Source organism: Corynebacterium sp. MSK218 (genome assembly GCF_030232655.1).
Classification (GTDB): domain Bacteria; phylum Actinomycetota; class Actinomycetes; order Mycobacteriales; family Mycobacteriaceae; genus Corynebacterium.
Genome location: NZ_JASPGN010000007.1, coordinates 31,661 through 43,411, shown reverse-complemented (window position 1 = coordinate 43,411; position 11,751 = coordinate 31,661). Strand labels below are relative to the sequence as shown.

At 61.1% G+C, this 11,751-nt stretch carries 7 protein-coding genes and 1 pseudogene; 6 read left to right on the top strand and 2 right to left on the bottom strand.

From position 1 onward, the window contains the following. The first annotated feature begins 4 nt into the window (after positions 1–4). Both QP922_RS07100 and QP922_RS07095 read left to right on the top strand, forming a co-directional pair. Entirely contained in the window at positions 5–2,113 is a 2,109-nt protein-coding gene (locus QP922_RS07100; protein WP_284808594.1) for a S9 family peptidase, read from the top strand. Positions 2,114–2,167: 54 nt separating this feature from the next. Beyond that, positions 2,168–2,854 carry a DUF2334 domain-containing protein gene (locus QP922_RS07095; RefSeq protein ID WP_284808592.1) on the top strand — a complete coding sequence of 229 codons (687 nt, stop codon included), beginning with the start codon at positions 2,168–2,170 and terminating at the stop codon, positions 2,852–2,854. A gap of 693 nt (positions 2,855–3,547) precedes the next feature. On the opposite strand, the gene QP922_RS07090 is transcribed toward QP922_RS07095, so the two are convergent. Further along, positions 3,548–3,964 (bottom strand): hypothetical protein, encoded by a 417-nt coding sequence (locus QP922_RS07090; RefSeq protein ID WP_284808590.1) that lies wholly within the window; start codon positions 3,962–3,964, stop codon positions 3,548–3,550. 183 nt (positions 3,965–4,147) lie between these two features. Here QP922_RS07090 and QP922_RS07085 point away from each other — a divergent pair. Continuing rightward, positions 4,148–4,364: pseudogene (locus QP922_RS07085) on the top strand (IS256-like element ISCau1 family transposase); the annotation flags it as partial. 100 nt (positions 4,365–4,464) lie between these two features. On the opposite strand, the gene QP922_RS07080 reads toward QP922_RS07085, so the two are convergent. Continuing rightward, the gene (locus tag QP922_RS07080; RefSeq protein ID WP_284808589.1) at positions 4,465–8,253 is read right to left on the bottom strand and encodes an ExeM/NucH family extracellular endonuclease; all 3,789 of its coding nucleotides are present in this window, start codon (positions 8,251–8,253) and stop codon (positions 4,465–4,467) included. Positions 8,254–8,483: 230 nt separating this feature from the next. On the opposite strand from QP922_RS07080, the gene purS reads away from it, so the two are divergent. From purS to purL, 3 genes are read left to right on the top strand one after another with little or no spacing between them, the layout of a single operon-like run. Then, a complete protein-coding gene (gene purS, locus QP922_RS07075; protein ID WP_284808587.1) occupies positions 8,484–8,714 on the top strand; it encodes a phosphoribosylformylglycinamidine synthase subunit PurS in 231 nt (76 codons plus the stop codon). Beyond that, positions 8,714–9,376, top strand: a complete 663-nt coding sequence (gene purQ, locus QP922_RS07070) for a phosphoribosylformylglycinamidine synthase subunit PurQ (RefSeq protein ID WP_115023531.1) — start codon at positions 8,714–8,716, stop codon at positions 9,374–9,376. The genes purS and purQ overlap by 1 nt, the downstream gene beginning before the upstream one ends. 28 nt (positions 9,377–9,404) lie before the next feature. Next, positions 9,405–11,702 (top strand): phosphoribosylformylglycinamidine synthase subunit PurL, encoded by a 2,298-nt coding sequence (gene purL / locus QP922_RS07065; RefSeq protein WP_284808583.1) that lies wholly within the window; start codon positions 9,405–9,407, stop codon positions 11,700–11,702. Positions 11,703–11,751: the final 49 nt, after the last annotated feature.

Here is an 11,751-nt window from a genome sequence, read left to right as displayed (position 1 = left end):
CTGAATGAACGCACCGATTGCTGCCAAGCGCCCTATCACGCGAGAGTTTCACGGCCGCAGCTTCGTCGATGATTACGAGTGGCTGCGTGAGAAAGACGCTCCGGAGACCCGCGAGTACCTTGAGGCCGAAAACGCTTATACCCAAGAGCGCACCGCGCACCTGGAAACCTTGACGGAGAACATCTTCACTGAGGTCAAGTCCCGCATCAAGCAGACAGACATGTCCGTGCCCCAGCGCTGCGGCAAGTACTGGTACTACGGCCGCACCGAGGAGGGCAAGGAGTACGGCTACAGCTGCCGCATCCCGGTGGCGGAAGGCTCCGATCCGTGGACCCCGCCGACTATCCCGGAGGAAGGCGCTCCCGACGGGGAGCAGGTGCTTCTCGACGTCAACGCGCTCGCCGAAGGCCACGACTTCTTCGCCCTGGGTGCGTCCTCGGTGAGCGATTCCGGTGACCTGCTGGCCTATTCGGTCGACGTGGCTGGTGACGAGCGCTTTGAGCTGTTTATCAAGGACCTGCGTACTGGTTCACTGCTGGAGGATCGTCTGGAAGGCATCTTCTACGGTGCGACGTGGGTCGGGGAGGAGTACATCTTCTACACCACCGTGGATGACGCATGGCGCCCGGATACGGTGTGGCGCCACCGCGTGGGCACCCCGCAGTCGGAGGATGTCGTGGTCATGCGCGAGGAGGACTCGCGTTTCGGCATCGGCGTGGGCACGACTCGCAGTGAGAAGTACATCATGATCGTCTCCGGATCGAAGACGACGAATGAGGCGTGGGTACTTGAGCAGTCCACCCCAGAGGGCGAGTTCCGCTGCTTGTGGGAGCGCGAGACCGGCGTGGACTACGACGTCGATCATGCCGTGGTGGGCGGCACTGACTATTGGGTCGTCACCCACAACGCCACGGGTCCCAACTTTGCCTTGGGGTATTGCGCGGTTGCTGATGAGCTTCCAACCCTGCGCGATCTCACCGTCCTCATGCCGCACGATGACTCCGTGCGTATCGAGGGCGTGGATTGCTACCGCGACCAGATCGTCGTGGGCTATCGCCGCGGCGGCATCGGCCGTGCGGCGGTGATGGACGTGCGGGAGGGGTGGACGCCCTTAAGCGAGCTTCACTTCAACGAGGAGCTCTACACCGTCGGTGTGGCTGGCAACCCGGAATGGGATGCGCCGGTGCTCCGCGTGAGCTATACGTCCTTCGTTCAGCCCGCGCAGCTCTTTGATTACCGCGTGGCCACGGGCGAGTACACGTTGCTCAAAGAGCAAGAAGTCCCGGGCGGCTATGACAAGGACGAATACGTGGCTTACCGCGTCTGGTCGGAGGCTCCCGATGGGACGAAGATTCCTGTGTCTATCGTGCACCGCGCGGATCTGGACCGCACGCAGCCGAACCCGACGTTGCTCTATGGCTACGGGTCTTATGAGGCGAATATGGACCCGTATTTCTCGGTGTTCCGTTTGTCGCTCATGGACCGCGGCATGATTTTTGCCATGGCGCACGTGCGCGGTGGTGGTGAGATGGGCCGCAACTGGTACGACGACGGCAAGATGCTGGCGAAGAAGAACACCTTTACGGATTTCATCGCGGTGGCTGATGACCTTATCGCGCGCCGGGTGACCACGCCGGAGACCTTGGTGGCGGAAGGCGGTTCCGCAGGTGGGCTGCTCATGGGTGCGGTGGCGAACATGGCGCCGGATAGGTTCAAGGCCATCGAAGCTAACGTGCCCTTTGTGGACCCGCTGACCTCGATTCTCATGCCGGAGCTGCCGCTCACGGTGGTCGAGTGGGAAGAATGGGGTGACCCGTTCCATGACCCTGAGGTTTACGACTACATGGCGTCCTACTCGCCGTACGAGAACATTCAGGCGCAGGACTACCCAAATATTCTCGCGCTGACTTCGCTCAATGACACCCGCGTGCTCTACGTGGAGCCGGCGAAGTGGGTAGCCAAGCTTCGCGACGTCGCCACCGGCGGCGAGTTCCTCCTCAAAACTGAGATGGCAGCCGGCCACGGTGGCGTGTCAGGCCGCTATGCCAAGTGGAAGCAGAACGCGTTTGAGTATGCGTGGCTCATTAACCAAGCGACGGGGGCGGAGGCTTAAGCTTCACCCCCGCTCGGCGCGCGGCGGCGCGGTGGCTGTGCGATAATTTTCCTTATGCATGGCCACCTTTTGGTTTCGATTTCCAGTATTTTTGATGACACCCGAAGCCAGGCCTCCAGTCTGCTCAAGCAGCTCGATAAAGCCGATATTCCTGTTTCGTTGCTGGTGGCGCCGCACATTGACGGCAACTGGCACCTCGCTAAGGATGCGGTGACACAGTCTTGGTTGCGGGAGCAAGCTGAATCGGGCCGCGTGCTGATTCTCAATGGCTTTGACCAGGCGGTTCAAGGGCGTCGCGCGGAGTTTGCCAATCTGGATGCGCATGAGGCGCGCCTGCGCCTGAAGGGCGCGACCCGGCAGATGGCCAAGATTGGCTTTGAGCCCGCGATTTTCGCGCCGCCGCGTTGGCGCATGTCGGAGGGCACGCTCTCTGTCCTTCCCGAGTTTGATTTCGACTTCGCTGCCTCCACCCGAGGCATCCATGACTTGCGCTCCGGCGAGCTACACCAAGCCCGCAACTTGTCTTTCGGTGAGGGCTTTGGCTCGGCCAAGTGGTGGCGCCGCAACATCATTCGCGCTGCAGAGCGCTCCGCTGAGCGCGGCAATACCGTGCGCTTGTCCATTTCTGGGCGCAACCTTGATGACCGCAAGGTCGTCTCCGATTTCCTCAAGGCTGCCGAGCGTGCCGTCGCTGCGGGTGCCCGCCCCGCCGACTATTCCGTTTTCACGCACGCCGAATAGCCCAACACCCCTTTCTGGTTGGCGGGTGTGGCCAATGTAGACGCGGTGAAAGTGTGCGAACCGGTCGGGTATGCTGGTTGCGCGTTTCACGAGCGCAATCCAGTGGACGTAGATTTCTAGTCCCCACCCGCAACCGGAGCGAGAAAAGCCTCTCTGATGAGGGGCTTGACCTGGCTGAGCAGAGACGAACTTAGCGAGTATTCGGGCGTTGCGGGTCAGTCAGGAAGTGACAGGGAGCTCCGTCAGTAATGCTGGCGGGTGTCCGGCTGCACTGTTGGCGGCGTCTAGCGCGTACTTGGTACTACATGGGGTGTTGGAGGCGCCACGACTCGGTGGCGTTGCGTCAACTTCTACTTGGAAAAGCTAGTTCTTGTGCCTAACTTCAAACAGATCATCGCGATGTGCATTGAAGGTGATGGGGTCTTTACAGGTTTACAGCCAACTGCCCGTGTAAACACATGCAGATAAGCGTTTGGTGCTCTTGGGGCAGAGGTTTAAAAGCGTTCATTTGTTTGAAAATGCTGTTTTGCTGCTGTCATTTAATGCGCCAGCTTCTCATACGGGCGCGTACGAAAGCACGGTTCCCTCTCGAATTAGGTGTGGTTCATTGAAAGCGTGTGCCCCCAGGAGGTTTCCCTGGGGGCACACGCTTGTTTCTCTTAGCTCTTTAGAACCAAGAAAGTTAGGGCCAGTCTACTTAACAACAATCTTTACCATTACCGGCTCGTCATTCACAGTTACTTCCTGACTTCCCTCGAGCACTCGCGCGGAGGAAAGGCTGGAAAGCCCTGAACAAGATGCGTTGATGGTATGCGAACCAGGCTCCAACCCGTAGAAGTACACGCCATTGGTATTAGTCGTGTGTACCTTTTCCTGCGAAAGACCAATAAGCTTACATTCGCCTGCCGGGTTACCACTGGAGGTTACAACTTGAATCGTTGATTCTCCTTCATTAGGCGTGGCCTGCCCATCGTCGGGGAGACCTTGGCCGACACTGATTGCAACAACTAGGGAAATAATGCCCAGAACGGTACCAATGAGTCCCAGAAGATTACTAGGGTTATTAATGAGAGCTTGAACCTGAGCTGGAACCGGGATCTGTGGTTGCATTGTTTTGGATCTCCTTAATGTCATTGAAGGTCTTTAGCATGCTTGGGCTGATCCTATATAGGTTGCCAACCTCGTGGGTGGGTTAGTAGGGGGTTATTTTTCTCCGCGGGAGCTATATGGACGTGTTGTCTCCGGGCATGACTTGAAAGCTTATCCATGACGGACAAAACTTGGGACCCTTCAGACTGGTGGCTCGATACCCACACCGAAGAACCTGTAGCGCCACTGGAGTTAGCCAAGTAACAAGACTTCGAACGCCAAGGAGAAAAGCACCACGCGCTGCCTGGGCGAAAGAAAAACTCAAACGGCGCGGCCACCCAAACGGCGACCAGCCACATACGACGCCCACATCGACAACGAATGGAACCCCAGCCTAGGCGTAAGAAAAGGCTGGGTCGGGGTTCCTAAATCCACGCGAAATGTCCGTTACGCTCGGAGAAAAATGACCTTGAGTCCAAGGCTTACATACAAAACGCACACATTAAACTCAGGAGAGCGCTTTATTCAGACTCAGTTGGGGCACAGGCAGCGGCAATGATGCCAAGGACTGCCAGCAGGCCGATGCCACCAGCAGCGTACTGAGCCTCGCGTGGGATGTTGCGCGTGACGTTGTAGGTCAGCGTCTGAATCTGCTTCTGTACCGGCTCAAGACCCGGGATGTTGAACTGCGCGCTAATGTTCCCGAGGAAGGCCAGCGGGATAGCGAGGGCGGCGGGGATGCTGAGGCCGAGGACCGTCGGCAAGCAACGCTCACTCACAGAGGAACCACCTGCCGGGGCCGCCGGCTTGTCGCCGGCCTTGACGGTCTCTGAGGTGCCGTCGGTGTAGGTGACGACAAGATTGCCGTTGGCGTCTGTGGTCACGGACTTAATACCGCGGCCGTCCTTGCCATCTTTACCGTTCTGTCCGTCGGTACCGTCGCGGCCGTCGGTGCCGTCGCGACCCGGTGCGCCATCGAAGCCGTCGCGGCCCGGTGCGCCCTGGTCGCCCTTCGAGCCAGCGAGGGTACCGAGGATTTCGGAGGTGCCGTCGGTGTAAGTAACGACGACTTCGCCCTTGTCGTTGGTGGTCACGGACTTGATGCCACGGCCGTCTTCGCCATCCTTACCGTCGGTACCGTTTTCGCCATCGGCGCCGTCTTTACCGTCCTTGCCGGCATCGCCCTGAGCACCGACTACCTTGCCGACGTTCTGCTCCTCACCATCGGTGAACGTCACAATGAGCTCACCCTTGTCGTTGATGCGAACAGACTCGATGCCTCGGCCGTCCTTGCCCGGCTCACCCTTGTCGCCCTTCGGGCCGGACACCGTACCAGCGTTCTCGGTGGTGCCGTCGGTGTAGGTGATGATGAGCTCGCCCTTGTCGTTGGTGGTCACGGACTTGATACCACGGCCGTCGGTTCCATCCTTACCGTCGGTGCCGTCCTGGCCGGGCTCGCCCTTCTCGCCCTTCTCTCCCTTGTCGCCGTCCTTGCCGTCGGCGCCAACGACCTTGCCAGCGTTCTCGGTGGTGCCGTCGGTGTAGGTGATGATGAGCTCGCCCTTGTCGTTGGTGGCTACAGACTCGATGCTGCGGCCGTCCTTACCGTCTTTGCCGTCGGTGCCGTCTTTGCCGTCCTGGCCGGCGTCGCCCTTGTCACCCTTGTCGCCCTTGTCGCCCTTAGGGCCCTTGTCCCCATCCTTGCCGTCGGCGCCAACGACCTTGCCGGCGTCCTCGGTGGTGCCGTCGGTGTAGGTGATGATGAGGTGGCCCTCGTCGTTGATGGTGACGGACTTGATGCCGCGGGCATCGTCAGCCGGGGCCGGGTCGCAATCCTTGAGCTCGTCAGCGGAGCGCTCGACCGTGCCGAGGTTGAAACCTACCTTAACCGGGTCGTGGTCGGAGGAGCGGTAGGGGTTGTCGGCCTCGAAGACATCGCCGCCGGTGTAGTTGCGGCGGGAGTACTCCATGGCAATCGGCTCATCGGAGTTGATGTTCCAGGTCTGTGCGGCCACGGCCTTAACATTCTTGTTGGCCAGGATGTGGTCCAGGGAACCAATGCGGCCGGAGAACTGGTAAGAGGCCACTGCCTGCCACTCAGACTCCGGGTTGAGCTTCTCAACCGGGATGGTGTAGCCGGCGTTGCGGAAGATGGAGATGGCGTCTTCCTTGGAGTAGGAGTTCAGGTCACCCATGACGAAGGTGGCCTTTTCCTGCCACTGCGGCTGCTTGGACAAACCATCCAGGACTGCCTGAGCGTGAGCATTGCGCACGTTCGGGTTATTGCCCTGGCCGTCGCCGGTGTCCTTATCACCGTTAGCCACGGAGCCCTTGGACTTGAAATGGTTGGTTACCACCACGAAGGAATCAGGGAGCTCAGGAGCGCACTTATCAGCTTTTTCAGCAACCGGCTTGAACTCCGCAGCGAGCGGAGTGCGGGCGGTACCCTTGAAACGCTCGTCCTCAAGCAAGGTGGCCTCACCAACCGGCTCGACGCGATCCTTCTTGTAGATGATCGCGGTGCGGATGACGTCCGTATCGGCTGACGCGTTCGCCGGGGCCTTAACGTAATCCCACTTCTCAGAACCCGCGCGGGTATTGAGCTCACCCACGAGGTACTTCACGGCGTCATCGTAGGAGCCACCCACGGTGTTCGCGGCGTTTTCGATCTCAGACAGTCCAATGACATCGGCGTCGAGGCCCTCCAGCGCGGTGAGGATCTTGCCCTTCTGGTCATTGAACGCAGACTTCGACCACGCGCCGCGGAAGGTACCACTGTCAGAGCCCACGCCGTTGCCAAAGCGGTCCTTATACGCCTTCGCGCCGTTGTCCTCACCCAAGTTGATGAAGAAGTTGAGCACGTTAAACGCCGCCACGGTGTAATCGCCTTCCACCTGCGGGGCCTCCGGACGAGCCGGGTCCCACGTAATCGGCAGGTCTGCGGTGGCAGAGTCACCGGTAATCATCGAGGTGGGCTGGAAGCGCCACTGGTTGTGGCCGTAGCCCAAGATGACGCCGGAGTCCGCAAACTCCACCTGGTTGGTGGTGCGGATGGTCTTCACATCCGAGCCGTTCTGCATGATGTACGGCAGCTTCGTCGACGCACCATCACGGGTGAAGTCACGGGTAGAGCCGTCATCGAGGATGACGTACTTCGCTGCGTTGGACTCTTCCAGAGCATGCATTTCCGCACTGCCCGGGGCGAACTTGTCCGTCGGCTGGCGCAGCGCCTCCGTGCCCGGGGCCAGACCCAGCTCGCCGTAGCGATTAAGGCCGTAGTTGTCAGTCACCGTGTGCACGCCCGGCTTGAGCAGCATGGATTCGAGCTTTTCACGGGCCTCGTCACCTTCCGGCAGCGCCTCGAGGGACAGTGGGGTGACGGCGGGGAGGGCGTCGGTAAGCACAGAGCCCTGGGTCAGGGCGATTTGGGTCTGACCGTAGTACTCATCAACGCTGCCGGTGACCTCGACGGACTCGCCGATGGACGGGTAGAAGCCGGTGCCGCCGGTGTAGACAAAGACTGCCTCAGAGGCCTCGGTCGGGGCGGTTGCACCCGTGCCCGGGGTCTGGATGGTGAAGCCATTAAGGGATTTCTCGCCCTTCCACACGGCGGTGACGACGCCGCGGGTGGTGACGGTCTGGCCCTTAAGCGGGGACTCTGCGCCGGTGCCCTGGATGTCCGGGATGGTGACGGTGGAGCCCGGCTCGGCCGGGGTGGGATCCGGATCCGGCGCGGTTGCGCCACCGCCGGATTTCGGTGTTGGGGCGGCGGTGCTGAAGTCGGTAGCGTTGTCGTCGGTGTCGGTGCCGGCCTCGTTGCGCTGCGCGGAGGTAGTGTTGCTCAAGGCAGGTGTGGGGGAGCCCTCGCTTATCGACGCCGAACCGTACCCCACGATGTCAACCTCGGACCCGGAGGCGTCGTAAAGCTTCACCGAGCCCTTGGAGCCGGACATGCTGAGACTGCCCTCGGCATCCGGGGTAGGCAGAGGTTCACCAGTTCCGCCGCCATTTTCCTGGATGAGGTAGTGGCCACCGGCTGGGATGGAACCGGACAGGTCGTGCTTTCCGCCCGAATTGCCGGAGGAAGAAAAGTACTCCACGGACCAGCCGGTGACGTCAATGGCGGTATCCGTCGGGTTGTAGAGCTCAATGAAGTCGTGGGTAAACGGGGCGTTCTTGTTACCGCCGCCGCCATACACCTCAGAAATGACGGCGGTGGAACCGTCCACCGCAGCAGTGGCCTGAGGAACAACCACGCAGGTGGAAACCAGCGCGGCGATGGCGAGCGAGCCAATACGCTTGAGATGCATGAGAAGAGTCCTTGAATCGGTGAGATGAGTGACAGTGAAATTTGTTCTACTCGCTGGTTGTGTATTGCGGTACTCGAGTGCTGAAGGCGAGCTGGGCGTTTAAGAGAGGTTGTCCAAGAATTCTTCACTCGTTTAGGGGTTGTTCACCCCCTGAGGATTCGCCAAACCTCCCCGGTTGCGCGATAGACTGACGGGGCACCCATACTCACGCACAGTAAGGCAGAATTTTCATGGCTCGTGTAGTTGTCAATGTCATGCCCAAGGCCGAGATTTTGGACCCGCAAGGTCAGGCCGTCGTCCGCGCGCTGGGGCGCCTCGGGGTTGCTGGTGTCAGCGACGTGCGCCAGGGCAAGCGTTTCGAAATCGAGGTCAATGATTCCGTGAGCGCGGAGGAGCTGGAGAAGGTTGCTTCCACCCTGCTGGCCAACACGGTTATCGAGGACTACGAGGTCATCCAGTAATGAAGATCGGCGTTATTACCTTCCCGGGCACGCTTGACGACGTCGACGCGGCCCGCGCCGCCCGCACCGCCGGTGCCGAAGTCGTGTCCCTGTGGCATGCGGACGAGGATTTGCGCGGCGTCGATGCTGTCGTGGTTCCCGGCGGCTTTTCTTATGGCGACTACCTGCGCTCCGGCGCTATTTCGGCGCTGGCTCCGGTGATGCGCGCGGTCGTCGAGGCTGCGAATAAGGGCATGCCGGTGCTGGGCATCTGTAACGGTTTTCAGATTTTGACCGAGGCTGGCCTGTTGCCCGGTGCGCTAACCCGCAACCAGGGCCTGCACTTCCACTGCGTGGATACCTACCTTGAGGTTGCCAACGCTGAGACGGCGTGGACCCGCGAGTTTGAACAGGGCCAGCGAATCCTGATTCCCGCGAAGCACGGCGAGGGCCGCTTCCAGGCAGATGCGGAAACCGTGGAGCGCTTGGAGGGCGAGGGCCGCGTGGTCTTCCGCTACACGGATAACTTCAACGGCTCCATCAATGACATTGCTGGTATCACCAATGAGGCCGGCAACGTGGTGGGGCTCATGCCGCACCCGGAGCATGCCATCGATCTTCTCACCGGCCCGTCCACCGACGGTCTGGGTTTGTTTGTGTCCGCCCTCAAGGTCGTCGCTTAGCACGCGCCGACGGTTTTAAGGAGAAACAATGACCGTACACAACGACACCGTCGAGCAGGCCACGCAGCAGTCGGACCTGGAGCAGCCTTACCGCGAGCTTGGTCTGAAGGATGATGAGTACGCCCGTATTCGCGAGATCCTGGGCCGTCGCCCTACCGATGCCGAGCTGACCATGTATTCCGTGATGTGGTCGGAGCACTGCTCCTACAAATCTTCCAAGGTGCACCTGCGCTACTTCGGCGAGACCATGACCGAAGAGATAGGCTCGAAGATTCTCGCTGGTATTGGTGAGAACGCCGGCGTGGTAGACATCGGGGACGGCAACGCGGTGACCTTCCGCGTGGAAAGCCACAACCACCCGTCGTATGTGGAGCCGCACCAGGGCGCCGCGACGGGCGTGGGCGGCATCGTCCGCGACATCATGGCGATGGGCGCGCGCCCGATTGCCGTAATGGATCAGCTGCGCTTTGGTCCCGCCGATGCCCCGGATACCAAGCGCGTCCTGCCGGGCGTGGTTGATGGTATTTCGCACTATGGCAACTGCTTGGGCCTGCCCAACATTGGTGGTGAAACCGTCTTTGATGAGTCCTACGCCGGCAACCCACTGGTCAACGCCCTCTGCGTTGGAACCTTGAAGGTGGAGGACCTGAAGCTCGCTTTTGCTTCCGGTACTGGCAACAAGGTCATGCTCTTCGGCTCGCGCACCGGCCTCGATGGCATCGGTGGCGTGTCCGTGTTGGCCTCCGACACTTTCGAGGACGGCGCGGAGCGCAAGCTGCCGGCCGTGCAGGTGGGCGACCCGTTTGCAGAGAAGGTCCTCATTGAATGCTGCCTGGACCTGTATAAATCCGGCATTGTTGTCGGCATCCAGGACTTGGGCGGTGCGGGCCTGGCCTGCGCGACCTCCGAGCTGGCTGCCTCCGGTGACGGCGGCATGGAGATCAACCTGGACAACGTTCCGCTGCGTGCGGAGAACATGTCCGCTGCAGAAATCCTGGCTTCCGAGTCCCAGGAGCGCATGTGCGCCGTGGTGACCCCGGAGAACGTGGAGAAGTTCAAGGAAATCTGCGCGCACTGGGATGTGACCTGCGCGGAGATCGGTGAGGTTACCACCGGTGACCACCTCATCATCCGCCACCAGGGCGAGGTAGTGGTGGACGCACCTGCGCACACCATCGCCAACGAGGGCCCGGTTTATGACCGCCCGTACGCCCGCCCGGAGTGGCAGGATGCGCTGCAGGAGTTCCAGGACGTCGAGAAGCAGGACCTCATCGTGGCGCTGAAGAAGCTCGTGGCGTCCCCGGCACTGTGCTCGCGTGACTTCATCACCGAGCAGTACGACCGCTACGTGCGTGGCAATACCGTGCAGTCTCACCATGCCAATGCTGGTGTGCTGCGCATCGACGAGGAGACTGGCCGTGGCGTGGCCGTCTCTGCTGACGCTTCTGGTCGCTACACCAAGTTGGACCCGAACATGGGCGCTCGTTTGGCGCTGGCGGAGGCCTACCGCAACGTTGCCGTCACCGGTGCCCGCCCTGTCGCCATCACCAACTGCCTCAACTACGGTTCCCCGGAGAACCCGGACGTCATGTGGCAATTCCGCGAGTCCGTGCATGGGCTTGCCGACGGCGCCGTGGAACTCGGCATCCCCGTCTCTGGCGGCAACGTCTCCTTCTACAACCAGACTGGTGAGGAGCCGATCTTGCCGACGCCCGTCGTGGGTGTCCTCGGCGTTATCGATGACGTCCATAAGTCCATCGGCAACGAGCTCGGCCTCGTGGAGGAGCCGGAGGTCCTCGTGCTGCTGGGTGAGACCAAGGATGAATTTGGCGGCTCCATCTGGCAGCAGGTGAACGCGCACGAGCAGGGCCACCAGGCGAAGGACGGACTCAACGGCCTGCCGCCGCAAGTGGACCTGGCCAACGAGCAGCGCCTTGCAGACTTCTTCGTGGGCAACGAGGGCGTTACCGCCGCCCACGACATCTCCGAGGGCGGCCTTGCCGTCACCGCATTCGAAATGGCCAAGCGTAGTGGTGTGGGCCTGAGCCTGGATCTATCCAAGGTTCACGAGGACGCTTTTGTGGCGGCCTTCTCCGAGTCCGCCTCCCGCGTACTGGTGGCCACGACCGCCGACCGCGTTGATACCCTACTGCACCGCGCTGAGGAGTGCGGCGTGCCGGCCGTCATCGTGGGCCAGACCACCGACAACGGTGAGTTGGAGCTCGGCGGCGAGTCCATCGCCGTATCCGAACTGCGCGAGGCCTGGGCAGCCACCCTGCCGGACCTCTTCGGCCACGCGGTGGGCGCCAACTCCGTCGTGGAGTAAAGCACACGCAGCGCACTGCGACCGGGCAGGGTTCTCGCTATGGCGAGGC

Coding starts and splice junctions, on each gene's coding strand:
- QP922_RS07100 (WP_284808594.1), top strand. CDS start 5: ATGAACGCACCGATTGCTGCCAAGCGCCCTATCACGCGAGAGTTTCAC.
- QP922_RS07095 (WP_284808592.1), top strand. CDS start 2,168: ATGCATGGCCACCTTTTGGTTTCGATTTCCAGTATTTTTGATGACACC.
- QP922_RS07090 (WP_284808590.1), bottom strand. CDS start 3,964: ATGCAACCACAGATCCCGGTTCCAGCTCAGGTTCAAGCTCTCATTAAT.
- QP922_RS07080 (WP_284808589.1), bottom strand. CDS start 8,253: ATGCATCTCAAGCGTATTGGCTCGCTCGCCATCGCCGCGCTGGTTTCC.
- purS (WP_284808587.1), top strand. CDS start 8,484: ATGGCTCGTGTAGTTGTCAATGTCATGCCCAAGGCCGAGATTTTGGAC.
- purQ (WP_115023531.1), top strand. CDS start 8,714: ATGAAGATCGGCGTTATTACCTTCCCGGGCACGCTTGACGACGTCGAC.
- purL (WP_284808583.1), top strand. CDS start 9,405: ATGACCGTACACAACGACACCGTCGAGCAGGCCACGCAGCAGTCGGAC.